The following is a 22,560-nucleotide window of genomic DNA, read 5'->3' on the forward strand; positions in this document are numbered from 1 at the left end:
ACAACTAAAAAAAGGGTGAGGATATGGAAAGTCGTTTGAAAGAAATCTTGGATGAACGTGGAATTAAATACAGTTTTATTGCTAAAAAAGCTGGGATTGCAACATCAACAATGACAAATTTAGTGAAAGGTGGACTTCCGACACTCCCTGTCGCTTATCGTATTGCTCGTACACTGGAAATGAAATTAGAAGAAATATGGATTGAAGAAGAAGTAGAATAATCACCATTAGGGCATACTCATAATGAGGTGAATTACATGATTTGGGCAATAGCATTGCTTTTGATTGTTTTTTTCATCGGTACGATAATTAGTACCCCTAATGTTACACCTGAAGAAATTCGTTCAAATCAAATTATGAAAGCTGCGACTCGTAATAATTTAGAAGTAATGAACCCTAGAGAATTCGAATATTTTATGGCCGACTTCTTTCGTTCACTTGGCTATAAAGTCCAAGTAACTTCTGGTTCTAATGATGGCGGTAAAGATATTATTCTTCGTAAAGGAAAAGAAATGAAATTCGTTGAGGTGAAACGCTTTACAAAAAGCTCCATTGGTAGGCCGTTTATCCAGAAGCTTCATAGTGCCATTGTGGATGCTGATGCTATTGGAGGGTATTTCGTTACATTGAGTCATTTCAATAAAAACGCAAGACTATACGCTGCGAATAAAAACATTGAGTTAATCGATGGCGATAAACTCATTCATATGATGAATTCATAATTACCAAGCAAGCTGATTCTATAAAAGGGTTAGCTTGCTTATTTCATTTATTTATTTTTCTGAATTTTCACATTAAACATAACTACACTCTGATATACTTGTGTTAAAAAACTAAAGGAGATAAAAAATGGAAACTCGAACAACAGCTGATGGCAACAATTTTATTATTGAAGTGACTCGTCAGAATTCTTCTAGCAAAAGTAAAATAGGTCGATTCTTTTCTTTGTTAATGGGGATTACATGCTTGTTCTTTTCATCAATTTTGTTTCTTACTATATTTATTTATGAGAATTAAGTTCACTTTTTTCATTATAGATTTTTATATAAATAACGATTCATTACATTTTCCTAATGTGAGTTCTGTTCAAGTCTCTATTCACATAAAATGATTAAGTATAAAAAAATAGAATCAAGAGATATTCTGATTATTTAAAAAGGAGGCAGATAAATGTCTTTAGAAAAGTTTGTAGATGCATTACCTATTCCATCGGTCTTAAAAGCAAAAGATAAGCATGATAACATCCCATTCTATGAGGTAACTATGAAGGAAGTCAAACAGAAGTTACATCGCGATTTGCCACCAACTACTGTTTGGGGTTACAACGGTATGTATCCTGGTCCTACATTCGAAGTACAAAGAAATCACCCTATTTTAGTCAAATGGAAAAATAAATTACCTTTTGAACATCTGCTACCCGTAGATCGAACTATTCATGGAGCAGAACCAGACAAACCTTCTGTTAGGACAGTTGTACATTTGCATGAAGGTCGGGTTAGACCAGAAAATGACGGATATCCAGAAGCTTGGTTTACACGAAATTTTGAAAATGTTGGTCCAAAATTCGTACATGAAGTTTATTATTATCCAAACTGTCAACGGCCTGCGACTCTATGGTATCATGACCATGCCCTTGGAATCACTCGTTTGAACGTTTATGCAGGACTTGCAGGTTTTTATCTCCTCCGAGATAAAGAAGAGGAAAAATTGAACCTACCAAATGGAAAATTTGAAATTCCGCTAGTCATACAAGATCGTTCGTTTTATCCTAATGGTGAATTATTCTATCCAACCCAACCAGGACATGAGCCACCTCCAGCACCACAACCACCTCCACCAATAGATCCAACATTACCAAATCCATCAGTTGTACCAGAATTTTTTGGAAACACCATCCTAGTCAATGGAAAAGTATGGCCTTATCTTGCAGTCGAGCCACGAAAATACCGATTCCGCATCCTTAATGGATCCAATGCTCGTTTTTACCGTATAAAGTTGAGTTCTGCCCAAGATTTTGTCCAAATTGGCACAGAAGGGGGACTTTTGGAAAAACCAATCATCGTATCAGAAATCATCCTTGCACCAGCTGAACGTGTCGATGTTATTATCGATTTTTCAAACCATAGAGGCCAAAGTATCATCTTAACAAATGACGCACCAGCTCCATTCCCTAACGGTGACCCACCTTCTTCAAACCTTACACAAATTATGGAATTTCGTGTCAAACAAAAATTGCACAAACCTGACAATAGTAAAATCCCAAAAAAGTTGAGTTGCTTGGAACACTTGGATCCTAATGATGCTGTAACCGTACGAAAAAATCTCTTAGTTGAAACTACTGATGAATTCGGGCGTTTAAAACTTTTATTAAATAACCTAGATTGGCATCAATTACCCCTTACAGAAACCCCATATAATGGGACGATAGAGATTTGGGAGCTTTACAATACTACACCTGACACTCACCCGATTCACTTGCACCTTGTTACTTTTCAAATTTTGAATCGTGCTACGTTTACTGGTGATCCAAATGGTCCTGACCTTATAGTTGGACCGCCACAACCACCCGATCCAAGCGAGATGGGTTGGAAAGATACCGTTCGTGCCAATCCTGGGGAGGTCACCCGTATCATTGCGCGTTTTGGGCCATTTATAGGAATCTACCCGTGGCACTGCCACATCCTTGAACACGAAGACCATGATATGATGAGACCATACGAAGTTCTCGATAATCAAAACTTTAACCCGTGTGAACCGATCCCTGGAGAATGTCCAGATGATTCGTTCGCTCAGTGTTTCAACTGTGATAATGACGACGATGATTGATCACAACACAAGCTTTTCTTTTTTATTTTGTCTATAAGGGGTAGCCATACCCATCAAGCTAAGATTTTGAAATATCCCCAAAACGAAAAAACGTTATTCTCTCTGTAGAAATATACAGGAAGAATAGCGTTTATTTTGACTTCTTCTGTTCAATGTGCATGCTATATTTACACATGAAGTTTGAGTCATTTCCAATGTTCAAAAGAAATATTTGCTTTTTATCCGTTTGATTCTACTGCTCCAACGTTCTTCCTTTGCCCCAACTCTTGATCTAATAACAATAAAGCAGCTGGATTATCCTTTGCTATTTTTAACCGTTCTACAATGGTTAAGGTTTGATTTTCCTCTTCAATTTGTTCCCTTAAAAAATCTAGAATAATAATCAGGGTTTGAGAATCTACTTGAGTAATATAATCATAAGCTCGCCGGTATGCGTTTGTTACAAACAGTTCATGTTCTAACGCCTTCTCAAAAGTTTCTAGTGGTGTACCAAAATCTGTAGGTTGTGCTGGTATTGCAAGTATTTGTACGATTCCATCTTTTCCTGCTAAGTAATCAATAAGCTTTAACATATGTGTTCGCTCTTCGTCCGACTGAAGCTTTAACCAATGTGCCATACCAGTATAGTTTTTACGATTCGCATCGGCAGACATGGCTAAATAGATAGAAGACGATAAATTTTCGAGTTGAATTAAATTATTAAGCAGCTTTTGAACTTCTTCCTTAATCATTTGAATCACACCTTTTAGTTATTTGTCACAAAGTATCTTATGAAACTATTTTTAATACGGTTAATAACTAAGGTTTCTATTTGATTAGGTATCCCTGTAGTCCCTACGGACTCAGCTAATAGAAGCTACTCAGTTATTCCATAAAAGGGCGCTATTGTTGAATAAAACTTAGATTTTTATAACGATTCTAGAGAACCAGCAGTAATCTTAAAAGACAAGAATTTTTTAGAATATATCGACAGGCATACTGATTCCAGAATTAGATTTACTAATGACAAAATACTTTATGCAATTCGTACTGCTCGAAAGTCTGTTCAATTTCTTGTTTATTAAAACACTAAAAAGCCGACTCGCTTCAATAAGAGCCGGCTTTTACACTATTTAATTGTTACATGTTCCGCTTTAATCCATCTGTTTCCACCGATATCAATAGCATCCAAATATTTACCCCAAACACGGTACGGAACCGTTCCATCGATGTTATCGATGTGATTTATACACTCAGGCTCAGAATGCACCGCAATTCCGTATCCTGGAGGATATTTAGAGTAAACGCAGAACCACTGTACATCGAAATGCTCTAATTTTGCCCATTGCTTCTCGCTACCTAAACAAATCATATCCTTATCACCGCCATCCCAATATCCTTGAAAAATGAGATAAGGGATTTTTCGCGTTATATTACCTGTGTATTGTGGATCAGCTGGATTTTCATATAAATTTACGCCATAACCATCTGCGTATTTTGAAGTAGCAATGCCAATCCCTTCAGGTTTCTCTTTCTCTTGTTTACCTTGTTCTTGCACCTTTTCAGAAGGTTTTGATTGATTCGTAAACCAGGATAAAGACTTGCTACCTACAAGATAATTCAAATCACATTTCCCGATACCAGGTACATTTCCTGTTTCCGTGTATTGCCAAATATCACAAGGATAGGCTGGTTTATTACCGCCATAACGTGGTATCCATACAAAATCACATTTTACATTCGCCATACCAAAAGGTGCATACATATGATGGCCAACATATAAACCAACTTTCTTAGCTCCTAATCGATATAACTCATCGATGTAAGCCTGTGTACCTGCTCTCATATCGTTCATTGTTTTCACTTCAACATCCGCAACCCAAACCGTAGCGCTCTTGTCACCGCGATTCCAGAAATCTTGCGCTTCCTTCTTTGCATCTGCAATTGAAACGAAACGACAGAACGCATAGTTACCAAACGGAATATTGCGAGCCTTCATAGCAGCTACATAAGATTTATATACTGGATCGACATAGTTAGATCCATCCTGTACACGGGCAATTACGAAATCTAAATGTTTTGCTGCTGTATCCCAATCAGGACTACCATTCCACTTAGACATATCAACAATATAACCCATTATGCATCTTCTCCTTTTTTCTCTTCTTGTTTTGGTTTACCGCCTAAAATTTCAACTGCGTTCGTTAATGCTGAAGGTAATGGGATCCCCATACGCCCAGCGTTTTCTAAAAGTGAAAGTAATTCATTACCCATGAAGAAGAAAATTGTTGCTTCACGGATTGCACTGTTACTTCCAAGCACTGAATCTAATTGAGCGGCCGCACCAACCAAAAGAAAAAGCACCACCTTTTTGGCGATGCCTTTGAAACCAACTTTACTTTTTAATTCCCCGTTATATCCTGCTGCTATCATGCCAGTTAAATAATCAATAACTGCCATCGTCACTAAGATTTTCAATGTCGCATCCCATCCTCCCAAGAAATACCCACAGAAACCACCGAAAGTGGCTATAAAAGCTTTTAATAATACATCGATACGATCCATTTTTTCACTCCTTTTTGCAAAATAAAAAGGACCAGCTACTTGTAATTTTAGATCTGCAATTTCATCATCCTGACTAGCCACTTTGGACTTGAGATTATTTATTTCTTCCTCATGATCATCTTGTGTAAGCTTAATCTTCTGAGTAGCGTCTACATTAAGAGTTACAAGCGTGTACAAGTTAATTCCATCTTTCAAGTCAGATACAAAAGTCTCATCAGTATCTTCTAGGACAAGTCCGTATTGCAAAGGAATATCCCTTGTAGTGAATACCTGACTAGTTCCCACTGCTTCCTTCCTCATTTGGTAAAGCTTCTCCACATCACTCTTGAAATTGTACTGTCGAACTTTCAAACTCATGATTTTCTCTAGCGAGTCAATCTCTAAGTCTCTAATGTTTGATTTGATAGAACGAGATGAGCGATTAGTTAAGCTAGTGTAGCTCAAGTTACCAAGCTGTAATCCTGCTGTAGGGGTATTTTCACCAGTAGGTACCAGCTGTAAGTAACTCTGATATCCTGTTGCATGAGATGCTCTAATACGGATAAAAGCTAAACGCAAGTCAGCATCTATGTTGTTATCTGATAACATCATTTGATTTCCGGTAGTTTTACCAGTATTTTTAAAATTAAATGTACCATTGTTGTTACTATAGTTATGACTATTAGTAGACTTGATAGCCATCAGCCCATTTTGGAAGAAGTTGATTCTAGATCCGTAAGTAAATTCATTGGTAATAGGGTTGTACTGCTCTACCATCCCAATAGTTGCTTGTGCATTTTGGTAGTTATCTACACCTTGAGCGTTTATAGGAGTCCACTGAGTAATATTTAAAGCGCCTACTATACCACCACTTACAGATCGTCCTAGCGTAAGAGTAGGATTGATAGCTGTACCGTCTGATCTATTAAAAAATCTAAATTCTGCTCTCGCAGTGTCTCTATCATATAGCTCAATGTTTTGCTGATTTAACTTAACGTATCTTTGGTTTCCATTTGGAGCAGTCTTGATTGTAACCCCTACAAGTTCTTGTGCTTTAAGATGCTTTGCTTCAATGAAACCGTCTAAATAAATCTTAGTTGCTTGGATCAGTACCGCTTGTGCTGTTTGGTTAATCGCTGATGCTATATCGCCATCTTTAACACGTAAGCTTATTTCGTCTGTTAATAATGAGATGGAACTTTCATGTCTTTCCACAATGGCTTTATCACCATAGCGCCCATCTGATTCAATCTTGTTATAAATATCTTTTTTCTCTGCTTTAAGATCGATACGATCAGATTGTTGATTGATCGTTGTTTGAACGCTTGTTATTTTGCTATCAAATTCTGATGTCGCGACTTTCTTAGCGATTTCATCCACAAGTTGATCGTAGTTAGTATAGTCTTTTTGGTTTTCCATAAAACTAGAAGGTTTCTCACCTTGTTGAAATTGTGGTTGAGAAACCCAAATAAGTCCGTTTTTACGTATCCCTATACGAACATCAGCGTTTGTAACAGCACTCGAAGGAACATCGGCAGTGCCATAAATAAAGGTCCATACGCCATTGTTCAATTTATCTTTTAGATTTACATTAATAGTTGTAACTATAGTTGATCCATTCAGAAACTTAATTTCTAAATCTCCATCTTGATCTAAATTATCTTTGTTGTCTGTAAATACCCATGCTGATAACACTAATTTCCCTGCCCCTGATGTGACAGCTGTTTTTTGGCTTACGCCCGTCCAAACGTTTGTCACTAAACCATTCGCCTGGATTTTGACGGAATTATAACCGTCATGTCGCTTATCTGTTGTAGGAGTAACGGATGTACCTACAGAAGTAGTTGCAACCCATTTACTTAAACTAGGTGTTCTGTCAGTTATTATGCCGGTGCTCGTATTAATTTCTCTATCTTCAAAAGCGGAATTGACAAGTATGTTCGTACTGCCTAATCCTCCGATATAGTCTTCCATCTGTTTTCCTGAAATTTTTGAACTTACAGCCTCATTAGTAAGCTCAAGATCTCTTTTTATTCCTTCTACATCTGGAACAACCGACTCCCATTCTACTCCTGTCCATATTTTCAAAATACCAGGTTTCCCGTTACTGATGTCACGCCATAATGTTTTATTTGCTTTAAGACCTGTTGTTGGTGGATTTTTTGCCTCGATAATATCAACCATGTTATTTTCAATGTTCTCTTTTAGTTTCTCTGATATATCTTTAGCCGTTTGCGACTCCTCTACAGCTTGTTCGGATTGTTTTTTTGCTTCTTCAGCTAATTTTTCTAGTTGTTCTAACAGTTCTTTGTTTGCCTTATTTCCTAAAGATGCAAGAATTTTATTGTAAAGCTTGCGTAATTCTTCATTAGGATCAACAATTTCACGATAATCTCCAAACACATATTTATCTTGTAATGGATTCTTATATGATTCATCACCAGCAATTGCCCTTGCTTCTAAATAAAGCTTAAGTGTAAATCCAGTATCTTTAATTCGTATCGTATCGCCCTCATTAATTAATTCGTGAGCCAAGCCGAACACACGACCAATTGATTGTGCTTCAACTTCATACGAAACGGATGTATTTACACGCTTCTTTAACTCTGTATTCATGAGAGTCATTAAACGTTGTGGTGTTATATCTTCTTCTGTTTCTGGCGTGTAGAAGCCAAATTTATGTTGACCGCGCTCGTTCCATCGTTGAAATGCATCATTGTCTACAATATAGGGGAAACCATTATTAATGCTCTCAACTGTGATGATGGTGTCACCTTCTTTTTTGACGAAACCAACTAAGGCTGTACAAATGTTTTGAGAGTTTTCAATACGTTTAATTCCCATCAAATCTTTGCCGAGAGTTACTTCTTTCCCTGTTTCTCGACCGCGCTTCTTTACCATATCTACATAACGCCCAACGACTTGAGATCCTACAACTTCCGCACGGTATTGTATTTCTAATTCAAATAAGGATGCTATCTTTTTAAGAAAAGACAACGGATCAATAAATTCATCAATAGTCATAGAGCGGAAACTAGTATATTCCAAATTTCCTTTTTTCCACTTCGTACCTGCCAGAGCGATATCCACCATTTCAATGACTGTCTTACCTTCTAGTTTTTGTGGAGGGATAATTCCAGCTTTAGCAAGTTGAACCCATTCACCAGATGCATAAGCTATTACTGATCTATCATCAGATTCTTTTTCAATTTCAGTGATTACATAAGGAACGATACGACCATCACGCACTTCTTTTAATACTAAGTTTTGCTGCATAAGTGTGGATGAATACCTTGTATTATCAAATACGCGAAACTCTAATGTATCAATGTTATTTTTGATTTCCCAATGTCTTTTATCATCCCAATAATCTTTAGGCTGAATGGATGCTACAATTTGTTCTGTTTTAAAATAAACAACATGCAATTCACCACTTGGCGTTCTCATCTAAATCGCTCCCTATAACTGATTGTTGCATTTACATCTGGCGACATAATATCAATACGATTATCCCCACGTATGATTTTAGGAAACTCACTAAATATATCTTTAATATTAATAGCATCTTTCCCATTAATCGTAACAAGACTTCTTTCTGTATCGATAATCACCTTATCTCCCGTTTCAAAAATATAAGGCTTTGTATTTGAAGGGACTTTGTTTATTTTCCAAATCTTTAAATCATCAATTTGTATTACATCGACAGGTTGGTTATTATCCCACTTACAAATTGCAATCATAACTTGTGCAACTTTCCGTTCTGTCATCGGGTTTCCTGTTTCATCAATCCAACGTTCAACAAGTGCTGCATCGTCAATTTCTGTTCCATCTCTAAAACGAGCTACATAAACAGACCATTCATTCCCTCGTCTTGCAACACGTAACCTACCGTAAAATTGATTAAATGTATTAGGATGTGCCCCATTTGTATCTACTAATTTTCGTATACTGTTAGGCGTTCCTGCATTTCCAATACGCATGTATGATTTTGTGATTTCGGCATCCCAATATAAATCATTCATGTTAAATCGTGTGACAATATTACTTGCTTCATCTAAAAGCAATACCTCCACACGACCCATTTCTCCAATACTTTTTGATCTCAAACGAACCCATGTCTCCATTTCAAAATCTTGTAATGGTCCACCTGGAATACTCCTCTTAGCTAGAGCACCATGGAATCCTTTCTCTTGTCCATAATCTTCACAATATAATGCATAACCACCTCTTGATTTAAAACTACCGGTTCCTTTCATTTCCTCAACTTGTCCAGTAACAGGAGTCCAACCGACCACAGATGACATTTCATCCCATAATACACGCTCACGTTCTTGCACCGTTGTCTCCTCCACAGTTAACGGGTAACCAATACGGAAATAGTTTCGCTCTAGAGGGTATTTACCAAACCATACATCTAAAAATGTACTTGGTTTCTTGGCTTCAATTTCAATAATTGGTGGAGCTTCTACACTTCCTTTATTCGTGAAATACGAAGTAATCTCGGTGGACCAATTTTGAGTGAATGTGTGAGTCTGTACTTCCCCTAACTTATAAGGCATTGGACAAACGAATTTCAAAGTACCTTTACCTAAAGTGACAAACTCCTCTGGATCAAACTCTTCATCAATAACAGCCATATATGTCCTATCAGGAGTTACATCAAAGACCAACTCAACAGGTTGTTCTGTAATTAACCAATCTGCTATTTCTTCTTTTAATAGTTCTAAGTCGCCACCATCAGGAACTATAATTCCAACAGGAATCGAAAGAACACGTATGTCAGTTTGTGTGTTTAATAACCTTGCCCCCGGATATCCTGGAACACTTAGAAAATTCCTTTTCAATGGTGCCCATGTAGGTCTTTTCCATCCTTTTTCAATTTGAATAAAATCTTTACGTTGATTGTTAAATGTAAAAGAACTCATGTTAACACCTCTTTCCTTTATAAATTAAAAGAAACCCAAACCTAAAAGGCTGAGTTTCTTGCTGTTTCTCTATCTTGATACTCGGTTGTATATCTATAAGTACCGCGTGCCACTTCTCTACCTTCTAAAATGACAGGTACTTCAATCGCTAACCCACTTCCCTGCATCGGGAATGTACCGTCTACTCCTTGAGCTTGATATAGTCCATTAGCTTGTACACCTATATTACCCACATTTACTGTTGGTATTGCTGCTTCACTCACTGCATTAGACGCTTGATTTATTAACCCAATTGAGTTTTCCATACCGATAGCAAGACCAGCTCCGATGTACTTCCCTACTTTATCTCTCATCAATCGTGAAGGACTGTGGATGTCAAAGAATCCAGTAAAACCATCAAGAATACTATTACCAATAGATTTAACTTTATCTACCACTTTTCCGGCCATACTTCCAAGACCATCAATTAAACCACTTATTATATTTTTACCGATTTTGAAGAGATCAATTTTTCTTAATGTATCAACAATCTTTGGTACAATATCAGTCACAATTGTAGAACCTAATTGTCCTACCATACTTACGATACCTTTTATTAATGCCCAAATTAATTGAACACCAGCTTCAATGATCTTTGGCAAATTCGCTAGTAATGTATCTGCTACTTTTGTTATAAGATTTATCGCTAAATCAATTAACTGCGGTAGCATTTTTATTATTCCATCTATTAAGCTAGTTAAAACTTTAACACCAGCTTCAATAATCATAGGAAGATTTTGAGTAATAGCATTTATCAAAGTAGTTATAACAGTGATAATTGCCAATGCAATCATAGGCAGAGCTTGTGTGATTCCAGTAATCAACGAAACTAGTAAATTGATACCAATTTCAATTAACTGAGGTAAAAATGACATAATCCCATTAATAATTGTTTGAATAATCGTTACGGCTATTGGGATCAACTGTGGAACCATCTGCATAATTCCATTAATTAAAGTCATAATCAATTGAAGCCCTGTCTCTATAAGCGTAGGTAAGACTTGTACAATCTCAGAAATTAAGGTTTGAATAATTTGGATTCCAGTTTGTACAATCATAGGAAGATAAGTAGCAATCATCTGCGAAATTGTATTGATAATCCCCACTATCGCTTCAAGTATGATTGGAGCTGCTACCACTAATCCATTCACAAGGCTTGAAATCATTTGTGATCCAGCTTCAAGGAATTGTGGTAAAGCTGTTGTCACGAAATTAGCTATGTTATTAAAAATATTAGTGATCGTTTCAATAATAATTCCTGAGTTTGCGTTCAGATACTCTGTTATTGCTGGTAAATAACGAGATACAAATACGAGAATGCCAGGAAGCCCGCCGATAATTGCACCCGCTATAGAAGGACCAATCATCTTAAAGATTTCACCTAACTGGCTAAAGTCTCCCGAAAAAACGGCTTTCACAGCATCAAAAAGATGAATACACGCTTCACGTATTTTACTAACTGCTAATCCTATTATTTCAGCTGCATTTTGAAATCCTTTTGGTAAATGGGTAATCCAATCATTTAAGTGATCGCCATCTGCTGCCGTCCAGAATAGATATTTACCTAATGAAACGAGTATATCTATAAAACTCTGTATACCACTTATCACACTAGTAATACTATTTTTAAACCCTTCATTGGTCTGCCATAAATGTCGCATCCAAATGATTAACCCGGTAATTGCGGCGGTGGCGGCAATAAATCCACCTACAACTAATGCAACTGGACCAGCAATAGCCCCGATACTTACACCTACTATTCCAGCTATACTGGATAAGGTGACAAATACCGGAGCTAAAGCCATGCATGCTCCAATTAGTATTCCCAGTGTGACAACAATTGTTGTTAATGCTGCTGCTAGTGCTGGATGAGCAGAAATCCAACTTGCAAAGGCTCCAATAATGTTAGCTACTACGCCCAAAAGTGGTTCAAGGGCCATTTTCAAATCACCCATTGCCTTTTGAAACTTTATAGCTGGACTTGCATCCATTTTCTTTATCATTTCATTTAACTCTTCTTGGCTTACATTTAAATCAATAACTTTACCTTGAGCGTTCAACAGTGTATCTATAATGTTTTGTCCTTGATCTTCGAACATGGTCCCGAAAAGCTTCACGCCAATCTCATTTCGTTTTGTTTCATTTTCAACTTCATTCAACGCTTTAGCAATATCAGTCATAGCGGCTGAGCCTTCTTTACCGCCTTTTGCTACAGATTGTCCCCATTTTTCTAACTGATTAGCTGAAATTTTCGTACCTTCAAGCGCTTCTTTCATAGACTTATCGACACCTTGCCCAAATTCAGCCGCTTTGATACGTCCTTCTTTTAGACCATCTAAGAGATTATCAATCATTTATATTCAACGTGATTCGCAACGTCACGCCCGTTCTCTTATGAACTGCTATACGTCACCGCATAGATTAGACTATATCTTCAACTACTTGAGTTGCTCCCCATTTCGAGTGTCATTTGCTTACACCCTACGTCTTTCGACTAGTCGTTGCACGTTCCTTAATAAAAAGGCTTCGCTCAGTATTGTCTCATTTGAGAGTTTCACTGAATTAAAGGAGTTTTTCATTGTATGTCGCCATACAAGGGAACTATAATCTAATTCCATGTTCCAGTTTCAACCCCAGCCGCCATTATGGCTTGGACTTCTTCAGCTGTATAACCTGCTCGCGTTAGTTGCCCCCCATATTCGGCAATAATATCTAATTGCTCAGGTGGGAATCCCATTTTCAATAAGGAATTTGTTAAAGCTAAAGCGCTATCGTTAGTTATTCCTAATTCGCTACCAACTTCATTCGCTTCTTGAATTAATTCAGTAAAGTCAATACCAGCATACGCTGTAGAAATTGCTGCTGCACCTTTAACAATAGCCGTGTTTGATTGATCACTTACATTCTTATTTAAGGCCCATTGTCTTCTCGTTCCTTCAAGTGCTTCTTCCACATCAACACCATAGGCTTCTATACCTCTAACAGCTTGTTCAACTGATTTCTTAGATGATGCTGGGACTTCAAAAGTTACATCAATTTTCGTTTTTAATTTAGAAGTATCAAGAGCTTTTTCGATCACTCCTGATATTCCACCAGCTGCCATCACTCCCCCGAGCATATTCTCTAAACCGATGTCTAACTCTTTGAAGCTTTTCCCGGCTCTTTCAGCTTCTCGTGAAAGGTCTCTCAAATCATTTCGAACTTGTTGTATTGAATTACCATCATCAACAGAACGAAGCGCACGTTGTAACTTCTCAATATCCGCTTCTGCCCCTAATGCTTCACGACCAATAAGACCAATTGCTTGGTCTAACTGTCTACTGGTAGCCGTGCCACTTCTAATTGCATTTACTAAACGATTTCCTAACGCTCCTGCAAAATCATCAACGCTTTTTCCTGTAGCACTAAATAAAGTTTCTAATTGTCTTGTTGAACTTGCTACATTGTCCTGTTCGGCTTTTAATCCAGCAAGTTTGCCCTTTAGACCATTAAGCGACCCTTCTGTAAATTCAATTTCACGCCTAAACGCACGATACTGTTCTTCAGAAATTTTACCGTTTTGAAATTGAGCTTGTACTTGCTGCTCTGCTGCCTTCAACTTATCTAGCTTTTGTGTTGTATTTTCAATTTCTTGTGTAAGTAATTGTTGTTTTTGAGCTAATGCTTCCACATTACCTGGGTTAAATTTCAGTAATCGTTCAACATCTTTTAATTCTTTTGCTAAATCATTGCTACGTTTATTAACATCCTTTAAGGCGTTTTGTAAACCAACGGTATTCCCCGAAATCTCAACCGTAATTCCTTTAATTCTTCCTGTCATAATCTCACCTCTCTTCCTTAGAAGAAATTAAAGTCTTCTTGAGTTGCTTTTCTTACTTTTTCTTTTTGAGGTTTTTGCATTTCTAAATATTCATCAATGTAATCTAAGCACATACCAATAGTCATATCCTCTAAATCAGCTCTAGTAAGCTTGCATTTATAACACAAAATAAGGAACGTCTCAGTTGTGAATACATCACCCTGATCCGCTCCTTGTTGACTATTATTATTACTATCTACAACTTTTTTTTAGATTGAATTGTGGAAGCTATCATATCTTGAATATCTTCTAAGATTTCAATGATTGGAAATTCATCAAATGAATCTAACCACACCATCGGCTCTGGTATTTTTGGATCAGCCGTTTTCGCCATAGTCCAAACTAGATTATAAAATACTTCGAAATCTACACTATCTAACTTACTTGGATCCAAATTTTCCATATCAATTTTCCCAAGTGGTGCTAATTTTAAAAGCTCAGCAAAATAATCTTTTCTAAACTGTGCTTTAAATCGAATTGGAGTAGCTCCTGTGCTTTTTAATCTAACTTCCTTATCATCTACAATAATTGTCTTTTCCATCTAATTAATCTCCTTATCCTATTATTTTTTTATATATGCAGCGTTGTACCAGCCGTCATAAATTGCCTGTGTAGTTTTAGAGGTTGTCTTTGTTTTAACCATTGGTCTTCCGCCAGGCGCTAAAACAATCGGACTTGAAACAAACTTCAATTCATTTGTATTAGGCTCAGCAGAGTTTGTTTTTGTTTTTGACGCAAGCGTTGGACGACTTGCTGCGCAGTTATACATAATGTGTCGAGTTGCGTTCACATCGCCATCAAATTCAAATAATAATGCAAATGGTTTCCCTTTAGCATCAGCCATTTCATTTAATACGCCGTCTGTTTCATCTAGTTGCTCACCTAATGCATCGATAGCAAATTGTTCTGGGATGGTAGCGATGTTCAACGTTCCATCGTAACCTTGGTTATTACTTGCTGCATAGTAAAGCATGTCATCAGCGTAAAACTCAATTAAATCACCACGTGGCTCAAAGGTTAATTCAACCCCACCACGTAATGGAATTGGTGTCCCGAATTTAACTAAAAAATCCTTAATATCTAATGGTACATAATGTACATTTTTCAAACCGAATGTTACTTTGTTTTCATTCATTTATATCAACCTCACTTCATATGTTTTTTGATACATTTTTTCAGATTCAATAAAAGCCTCAAATGATTCATAAGGTATCTCATGATCATCTAAGGCTTGTTCTAATTTGGATTCAGCAACTAAATCCTTTTTAATTGTGTAAAGCTCAATAGTTACATCGTTTATCTTGTGATGGACCTTATTATCAGCTGGCATATTAGGAGATCCATCCACAAGATAGCAAATATAAGGAGGCGAAGGTAACTTGCTACCCTGCGTTTTTGTGAAATGCGAATAGGCCACAGGATAACCTGTAGCATCAAGAATCTTCTTTAATTCAATTAAATTCATTGTTGAATCGCCCTTTCAACTCGCTCTACAAATTCATTTATCGCTTTTTCTTCAGCTGGAGCGATATGGACTTGAGCTGGTACACGACCACCGTTTGCTTTTGCGTGACCTTTTTCTAATAAGTGTGTGAGTTGTGGTTTTAAAGCATTATGGACAATGATTGCATTGCCATCTTTCTTCTTACGCCATCCCTTACGATAATTACCTGTCTTCTTAGGACTTTTTTGTTTTAACTCGTCCACAAGATTATTGGCAACTTCCTCTTTTGCCCCTTCCAGGTCTTCTTCTGCTAAGTTAGAGTACCTTTGTAGTTCTCTAGTAATTTCACTAGCAAAATCATTAATACTAGCCACCTATGTCCACCTCACAATACAACTCGATTTTTTCATCATCTCTTTCGTATGTGCGGTAGATGTTATATGTTTTTTCACCATATTTAACTTTCACTTCTTCTTGATAATCAAAAAAATGGATGATTAATACACAGCTAGATTTGATTCCATTCTGCCCCGCTTGGAAAAATTCTGATTGTGGAACAGACTTCTTTCTACAGAAGACTTGTCTACTAAATAATTCGACTTGTTCTACTTGTCCTAAGTCATCTTCCACCGTTTTAAATTCCGGAAAAAATAGGATATCATTCATTTGTAATCACCTGCTAATGTTAGGTGGTTTCTTAACATGTTGTAAGATGATTGGAATCGTTCTGCTTCCTTTGCATCTGGAATAAAGTTAGCTTTTACATACATAATAATTGCTCGTTTAATTAACGGATCCTTATCATCATTTGCCTTAGTAGTAGCAACGCCTGATAATATCAAATCAGAACGAGCTGCTTCGATTAAATCTTCAATTTCATCATTAAGAGCATCATGAGATACACGCAACGCCTTCTTAACATCTATAAGGATCATGGTTATTCACCTGTTTGTTTGATTCCTCTTAAGGCTTCAAGTGCTGCTTCCTTACCTTTAATTTTCTCACCGTTAGGAAGTTCGTAATATCCGCCACCAACATGAACCATATCAGTTACATCTGGTCCATATCCTACAATTGGTTCTTTATCTAGAAAACCTTCTTCTTGTAAGAATTCAATTCTTTCTAAATCGTCCGTTTTATATAAATCTCCAACACTATAATGAATATCAGAAAATTTATCACGGAATGCTGTTACTACAGCATATTCTTTTATTGTTTGGTCACTCATTTACTAGTCCTCCTTTTTTAATAAAGAAAAGCAGCTATTAAACAGTAGCTGCTTTCTTAATACGTAAGAATCCATTTTTAGAAATTACGTTACCACCAGCAAACACTGAACCTCTATGAGCGATCATACCTTGCTTGAATTTGAAGTCAGTTGAGCGTTGTACATCCATATCAGAGAAGATAGTAAGTTGGTAGTTTGATAATGGACCATAAGCCATATTGTATTGACCAGCTGTTGTTGCTGCATCAGAAACAGCCTTACAAGCACTATTAATAATGAATGGTACTCCATCGATTGTCCCTGAATTACCTTGAGATGCTACGTTGTATACCTTTTTACCATCAGAAGTACGAAGCTTAGCAAATGATTTTAAATCCTTTTTATTCAGAATTAAAACAGCTGCATCTTCAACATCTTCATCTCCACCATAGCTGTAGATAATGTCATCTAAAGTTGAAGCATCAATTTTTGAGATTTCTAAATCTGTTGCTGCATCGATTGCTTTAGCTGCTGCTGAAAAAATACCAACAAGTCGATTCGTTGCACCTGTACCAATTAAGATTTCACGAGTTAACTTTTTGCGAGTAGCTACAGTGATACCTTTCATTACTTCACCATCGTAATCAGCTGCAGGTAACTTTTGAAGCTCTTCCGTGTCTTCTGAATAAGCTGTAACCTTCGCTTTTGTGATGTCTGCATATCCAAACTTTGTCTCGGCATTAGCGTAATCATTACTTTCAGTTGTATAATCGCCTTCACCATAGCTCTCGAGGTATGGTTGTTGGTAACTTTCGCCGCCTTTTAATGTTTTCGTAGAGACACGATCAATCAGTGTAGAAACTTCATTGAAAGTAGGACGAATATCTGAAGCTGTATGTTTTGGAAGGACTACTGTGCCACTACCAACCGTTACAGCACGATTTTCCATCAATGCTTGCCCACGCTTTTCTGATGCTTCTAATTCTACATCTTGTTTGGGAAGTTCATTATTGAACGTTTCGACTGTACGAACTTCTGTTGTTTGACCATCATTAATTTCTTCAGCCTCTTTTAATAAACGTTGGCGTGTTTCGATTTGTTTTTGAGTTTCTTCAAGTTCACGTAATTCCGTTTCTAATGCTGCTAAATCTACTTCTTTATCACTTTGTAACATAGAGCGAATTTCTGACTTTCGAGCTAAGATTTCTTGTAATGTTTTCAAATAAATCTCTCCCTTATAAGTAAGTTTTTATAATTAGTTTTTTACGTAGTTCTGTTTGACTACGTTCATCTACGAATTGTTTATATGGATCATGACTTCTAGCTGATACTTGAGAATCTGGATAAGCTGGGAATGCAACAGGGCTAATTTCAAGCAATTTAGCTTTCGTAACACTACGAACAACATTATCCGGGTCAGACTCGTCCCATTCTTCTTTCGACATTTGGAAACCAAACGAAACGCCGTCAACATCACCGCGTTTAATCGTTTTATACGTATCATCACCAAGTGTAGTATCAGCTAAATCCAATTCGAATCGTAATCCAACCTCATCTTCAAATAATCGAAGGGTACCATTCTTAGTTCGCCCTAAGACTTGTGATGTATCGTGGCTCCAAAGAGCTAATTGATCATCTTGAGTTAAGGATTCTGTAAAAGCTCCTTTTTTGAACTGCTCTTTGAATCGTTGCCAATAACCCATCGTTACTGATTTCATCTCCCATTTAACTGCATATCCAGCAATTGTTCGAAGACCATTCTCAGATTCTCTAATTTCAAGAGCACTACTCAGTAGTTCCCTCTTTTCCGTTTTGTTCATTATCATCACCTCCTTCATCAGTAGCATTTCCTTCTTTAACTAAAGCTGTATCTAATCTTCTAATCGGCTTAGATCCACCTTCAATTGGACCAAGCGAAAGAATTGCTCTCCATTCATTAGGTGTTAATGAACCTCTATCTACCATTTGAACAAGGTTCATCTTGGTACTCATAGAAGCGTATTGAAGCGACGAAGATTCGAATATAATTTTGTTTCCAAATCCTCTTTCTTTACGTGAAAAAAGCTTCCTGGTGAATTCTCCAGCAAGCTGCATAGCTAATGGTTCTATCTCTGATTCGTAATACGCATTCCATTCATCTTCGTTGTATTTACTTTGAATAATTCTTTCATTTGTATTAAAGAAGTTATAGATACGTTGAACTGTTTCTTGCATTTGTTTCGAATCCGGAACAAATGCTTCTGGTTTAACTTGTTCTAAATCATAACGCGGATCAGAAGAAGCTGCACCACCATCATTTGCGATATTTAAATAGTTATTAACGAAATTCTTAACCTGCATATCGATATCTTCTTGTTTTAATACCGATTTAAACTTAAGAATCCACTTTACTACAGCACTGTTTTTAATCGCTTTAACAATCCCTTGGTCCGTAGTCGTTACAATTTCCATCAATTGCGACAGCGCTTTGCCAGGATGTTCACCAAAGAAGTCATTTTCATTAAAATCTTTACGTAAATGAATTACATCAGTATATGGAACAGTCATTTGTTTTCCATTTCTAAAGTAAAACTTCAAAAAGATATCTCCATATGTTCCTTCAACAACCTCAACTGTTGTGCAAGGTATAGGATATATTTCAGAGGCATAGCCCAAGTCATCTCGTTTTATATAAGCAAAGGCATTATGATTCAGTTCTAATTGATTTGTCATTTTCTCTTGAAACATTTGACCTGTCATCAATGGATTGGGCTCTTCTAATAAAAACCTGATGTATGGTTCTGGATTAACTTTGAACTCGGTTTTATTATCCCTGATGTGTTTGGCAACTAACTTACCAACAGCTTTTGCCTTAGGCCGTATGCATGCTCGAATTATGTCACTCTGAAAAATATCTCCATTCCAAGAGAAGAAACCACCGCCAGTATCACTAATCATTTCATAACGGTTATAACTTTTTGTAGATGGAGTTTGTTTCTTTCCAAATATCTTATCGAATAATCCCAATTTCCCACCTCCTTCTTAAATCATGTTGAGGTAATCATTTCTCTTTTCTTGAAGAATGACATAAGCATTTAAAAGTGCTGCTGTGCCATCGATACGGCGTCTTTGATTCTTTGTTTTATTCGGTTGGATGTTTAAATTCTTATCAACGTCAATTGCTGTATTAGAAAGACACCATTTATCGATTGGATTGTTATTATAGTTCACTAATTTAGATTCCAAATCAGCTCCTAATAATTTCATCGGACTTGAAAGTGTTTGCTTACCTTGCGCGACAGGAACCATAGCTTCTTTACCAAAATAACCTTCCATTTCTTCAACCCAATACTTCGCTGACCACCTGTCGTAACCAATCCAAGGAAGATAAATGCCGTATTCATCTCTAATTTCTAAAAACCATTCAGTAACATACTTATAATGAACAGAATTACCTGGTGTTGTCCTTAGTAATCCTTTTTCAAACCATAAATCATAAGGTATTTTATCTTCTTTACTTCTTTGTTCAAGTAAATCTTCAGGAAGCCAGTACATTTGCTTAACATATATGTGCGGATCATTATCGAACATAAAAATAACCTTCGCTGCTGTTAAATCAGTAGTTGAAGATAAGTCGCAACCACCAATTCCATACGAAGGTTTTAATTGAGCTATATCAAAAATAGCCGGATTATTTAATTGTTCGAAAGTTAACCATGCTTCTGTTGATGTTTCTCTAATATTAAAATCTTTTGTTAGTAAATTTTTAACTAATAAAGAATTAGCTTTAGCTTTATTTACTTTCGTCTCAAGTTGATCTATTTTTTTTATAGTTCCAAGTCCGGGGTTCGCTTTTGCCCACTTTGATGGATCTGTCCATTCTTCTCGTTTATCTAACTCATAAATAATTGGTAAGAAACGATCATCTTTATAACCGTCTGGGTCATCAAAACCATTCAAAAGCATCTCAGCTTCTTCATATTTCATATCATACACTGACTCACGAATAGTTCCTGCTGTTGTAATCATAAATATCATTGGTTGTTCCCGTGAGGAAGTACCATCTACAATAACATCGTAAAGATTTTTATCTTTCCAAGCATGGATTTCATCCATCATTGCGCCATGAACGTTAAGACCATCTAACGTTTCACTATCAGAACCAAGGGGTTTAAATGTACTATCATTCCATTCAGATACCATCTCAGAAACTAAAGGTTTTATACGCTTCAATAATGCTGGCGATTTCTTCACCATACGCTTCGACTCTAACCAAACCAATTTAGCTTGGTCTTTCTTTGTAGCGACGGCATAAACTTCAGAACCAGGTTCACCATCAGCTATTTGTAAATATAATCCGATCCCCGACCCTACAGTTGACTTCCCATTTTTCCGTGCTACCACTAATAATACTTCTCTATATTTTCTAGTCCCGTCTATTTTATGGATAAAGCCAAAAGATGCTGCAATAAATGCCTTTTGCCATAATTCCAACTCAATTGGCTTTCCGCCCCATTTTCCTTTTGAATGTTTACAGAAGTTTTCGATGAATTCTATCGCATGATTGGCTCGATTCGAACTATATTCCCATTCAGTTCTTGTACTACTTAAATCTGTAACAAGCTTTTTATAAACCCGTCTTACCTTATCTGATACAACTTCTTTTCCTGTTTTAATTTTGTACCAGTATTCTAAAATCGGATTATACGATAAAGGATACCTAATCACGGGTCGCCACAAACTCCTCAAATCCATCACTTTGAGGTTTCGTTTCTACAGTTTTTTTTGGAATATAATCGCCCAACTGTTTCATGATAGTTTGATAACTTTTATTCATCGCTATATATCTTCTTGCTGCTGGTCTTTCTCTTTCATAAGGGTCCTGATTTTCAGATTGCGAGAACATTTCATCATAGCCATTCTCATCAAGATCTTTTCGAATATCTTCTAGTCGTACACGTAAATCTGCCGCTTCAACAATCAACCCCTCAACTACCATAAGGGTATCTTTTGGCATATCTTTATATATCCGTTTAAGTCTGTTAATTTCCTTTTTAACTCGGTCTTCTTTTGTTAACTCTTTCTTAATCGCCATCAATAACACCTCGTTTCTTCCGTTTTTGGGTAGGGGGATCACGCGAAATGACCTGTGTGTTACACGAAGCTCCCCTCTCGGTCCCCCAATGGGCCTTTTGTTTATTTTTTATAGGGGGGGATTGGTTTTTTTGTTCCTGATTGTTTTCTGCTAAGAATGAATTGATAAGCTTATTAATTAAACTTATATCTGCTTCTTTCTTTACTTTTCGAGTTGTTTTATCAGATACTGCTTCTATTTCTTTAATTACTGGTGGTAACTTTTCTAAGTCAACATACTCTTTAAACTCTTTTCCTTTAATAGCAGAAAGGATTGTACCGATGGCAATCGCCTTCTCTAGTTTAGTTAGTTCCATCTCTATCACTCCTAATTAAATCCCCATTCTCATCAAACATCACACCTTCTGCTACAGGGCTATTCTTCTCATGATGCTCACGGTTGTGACAATCCTGACACAGTAGCTCTAAGTTACTGAAGCTTAACGTAATCTCTGGATCATTAATATTCTCAGGCGTTATGTAATGCTTATGGTGAACAATCTTACCTGTTCTCACTGTACATCTCTCACACAATCCATGTCTGAATTTATAATAAGAGTCTCTGCACTTCTTCCATGCTGCAGATTTATAAAACTTCTTTGCATACTCCTTTGCCATTCACCCA

The 22,560-nt window shown here is 36.7% G+C and carries 22 protein-coding genes and 1 pseudogene; 3 read left to right on the top strand and 20 right to left on the bottom strand.

Going from position 1 to position 22,560, the window contains the following annotated elements:
* Positions 1-23 precede the first annotated feature (23 nt).
* The 3 genes from JDS80_RS19545 (at position 24) to JDS80_RS19555 (ending at position 2,826) form a co-directional block, all read left to right on the top strand.
* On the top strand, positions 24-221 hold the full coding sequence (locus JDS80_RS19545; protein WP_088058710.1) for a helix-turn-helix domain-containing protein: 198 nt from the start codon (positions 24-26) through the stop codon (positions 219-221).
* A gap of 36 nt (positions 222-257) precedes the next feature.
* Complete coding sequence (locus JDS80_RS19550; protein ID WP_199639758.1) at positions 258-722, top strand: restriction endonuclease; 465 nt, start codon at positions 258-260, stop codon at positions 720-722.
* A 448-nt stretch (positions 723-1,170) separates the two neighbouring features.
* A complete protein-coding gene (locus tag JDS80_RS19555) occupies positions 1,171-2,826 on the top strand; it encodes a multicopper oxidase family protein (protein ID WP_199639760.1) in 1,656 nt (551 codons plus the stop codon).
* 218 nt (positions 2,827-3,044) lie between these two features.
* Here JDS80_RS19555 and JDS80_RS19560 read toward each other — a convergent pair whose 3' ends face one another.
* The 20 genes and pseudogenes from JDS80_RS19560 to JDS80_RS19655 form a co-directional block, all read right to left on the bottom strand.
* Positions 3,045-3,557, bottom strand: a complete 513-nt coding sequence (locus tag JDS80_RS19560; RefSeq protein ID WP_199639761.1) for a ferritin — start codon at positions 3,555-3,557, stop codon at positions 3,045-3,047.
* Between the two features lie 377 nt (positions 3,558-3,934).
* Positions 3,935-4,945 (bottom strand): glycoside hydrolase family 25 protein, encoded by a 1,011-nt coding sequence (locus JDS80_RS19565; protein ID WP_199639762.1) that lies wholly within the window; start codon positions 4,943-4,945, stop codon positions 3,935-3,937.
* Positions 4,945-8,796, bottom strand: coding sequence for a phage tail spike protein (locus tag JDS80_RS19570; protein WP_199639763.1), 3,852 nt, complete (start codon positions 8,794-8,796; stop codon positions 4,945-4,947). Before JDS80_RS19570 ends, JDS80_RS19565 begins: the two co-directional genes overlap by 1 nt.
* Positions 8,793-10,274 carry a distal tail protein Dit gene (locus JDS80_RS19575; RefSeq protein ID WP_199639764.1) on the bottom strand — a complete coding sequence of 494 codons (1,482 nt, stop codon included), beginning with the start codon at positions 10,272-10,274 and terminating at the stop codon, positions 8,793-8,795. The genes JDS80_RS19570 and JDS80_RS19575 overlap by 4 nt, the downstream gene beginning before the upstream one ends.
* Positions 10,275-10,315: 41 nt before the next feature.
* A complete protein-coding gene (locus JDS80_RS19580) occupies positions 10,316-12,412 on the bottom strand; it encodes a phage tail tape measure protein (RefSeq protein WP_242477397.1) in 2,097 nt (698 codons plus the stop codon).
* A gap of 512 nt (positions 12,413-12,924) precedes the next feature.
* Positions 12,925-14,133 (bottom strand): annotated as a pseudogene (locus JDS80_RS19585) (hypothetical protein); the annotation flags it as partial.
* Positions 14,134-14,368: 235 nt separating this feature from the next.
* On the bottom strand, positions 14,369-14,713 hold the full coding sequence (locus tag JDS80_RS19590) for a hypothetical protein (RefSeq protein WP_025148469.1): 345 nt from the start codon (positions 14,711-14,713) through the stop codon (positions 14,369-14,371).
* Positions 14,714-14,734: 21 nt separating this feature from the next.
* Entirely contained in the window at positions 14,735-15,307 is a 573-nt protein-coding gene (locus JDS80_RS19595) for a major tail protein (protein WP_199639768.1), read from the bottom strand.
* On the bottom strand, positions 15,308-15,637 hold the full coding sequence (locus JDS80_RS19600; protein WP_199639770.1) for a hypothetical protein: 330 nt from the start codon (positions 15,635-15,637) through the stop codon (positions 15,308-15,310). It lies immediately after the preceding gene.
* Positions 15,634-15,990 carry an HK97 gp10 family phage protein gene (locus JDS80_RS19605; RefSeq protein ID WP_199639772.1) on the bottom strand — a complete coding sequence of 119 codons (357 nt, stop codon included), beginning with the start codon at positions 15,988-15,990 and terminating at the stop codon, positions 15,634-15,636. The genes JDS80_RS19600 and JDS80_RS19605 overlap by 4 nt, the downstream gene beginning before the upstream one ends.
* Entirely contained in the window at positions 15,983-16,282 is a 300-nt protein-coding gene (locus tag JDS80_RS19610; RefSeq protein ID WP_199639774.1) for a phage head closure protein, read from the bottom strand. Before JDS80_RS19610 ends, JDS80_RS19605 begins: the two co-directional genes overlap by 8 nt.
* Positions 16,279-16,551 carry a head-tail connector protein gene (locus tag JDS80_RS19615; RefSeq protein WP_199639776.1) on the bottom strand — a complete coding sequence of 91 codons (273 nt, stop codon included), beginning with the start codon at positions 16,549-16,551 and terminating at the stop codon, positions 16,279-16,281. Before JDS80_RS19615 ends, JDS80_RS19610 begins: the two co-directional genes overlap by 4 nt.
* Positions 16,552-16,553: 2 nt before the next feature.
* Positions 16,554-16,844: a hypothetical protein gene (locus tag JDS80_RS19620; protein ID WP_199639778.1), complete on the bottom strand. Its 291-nt coding sequence runs from the start codon at positions 16,842-16,844 to the stop codon at positions 16,554-16,556.
* A gap of 37 nt (positions 16,845-16,881) precedes the next feature.
* Entirely contained in the window at positions 16,882-18,045 is a 1,164-nt protein-coding gene (locus JDS80_RS19625) for a phage major capsid protein (RefSeq protein WP_199639780.1), read from the bottom strand.
* A 13-nt stretch (positions 18,046-18,058) separates the two neighbouring features.
* On the bottom strand, positions 18,059-18,643 hold the full coding sequence (locus JDS80_RS19630; protein ID WP_199639782.1) for an HK97 family phage prohead protease: 585 nt from the start codon (positions 18,641-18,643) through the stop codon (positions 18,059-18,061).
* Positions 18,609-19,829, bottom strand: a complete 1,221-nt coding sequence (locus JDS80_RS19635) for a phage portal protein (RefSeq protein WP_098889101.1) — start codon at positions 19,827-19,829, stop codon at positions 18,609-18,611. The genes JDS80_RS19630 and JDS80_RS19635 overlap by 35 nt, the downstream gene beginning before the upstream one ends.
* A gap of 15 nt (positions 19,830-19,844) precedes the next feature.
* Positions 19,845-21,530, bottom strand: a complete 1,686-nt coding sequence (locus JDS80_RS19640) for a terminase large subunit (RefSeq protein ID WP_472926352.1) — start codon at positions 21,528-21,530, stop codon at positions 19,845-19,847.
* On the bottom strand, positions 21,523-21,897 hold the full coding sequence (locus tag JDS80_RS19645) for a hypothetical protein (RefSeq protein ID WP_199639784.1): 375 nt from the start codon (positions 21,895-21,897) through the stop codon (positions 21,523-21,525). Before JDS80_RS19645 ends, JDS80_RS19640 begins: the two co-directional genes overlap by 8 nt.
* Positions 21,887-22,252 carry a hypothetical protein gene (locus JDS80_RS31585; RefSeq protein WP_242477394.1) on the bottom strand — a complete coding sequence of 122 codons (366 nt, stop codon included), beginning with the start codon at positions 22,250-22,252 and terminating at the stop codon, positions 21,887-21,889. Before JDS80_RS31585 ends, JDS80_RS19645 begins: the two co-directional genes overlap by 11 nt.
* Positions 22,239-22,553, bottom strand: coding sequence for an HNH endonuclease (locus JDS80_RS19655; protein ID WP_098890343.1), 315 nt, complete (start codon positions 22,551-22,553; stop codon positions 22,239-22,241). The genes JDS80_RS31585 and JDS80_RS19655 overlap by 14 nt, the downstream gene beginning before the upstream one ends.
* Between the last annotated feature and the right edge of the window lie 7 nt (positions 22,554-22,560).

It is taken from the genome of Bacillus cereus group sp. N8, assembly GCF_016483685.1.
Classification (GTDB): domain Bacteria; phylum Bacillota; class Bacilli; order Bacillales; family Bacillaceae_G; genus Bacillus_A; species Bacillus_A proteolyticus.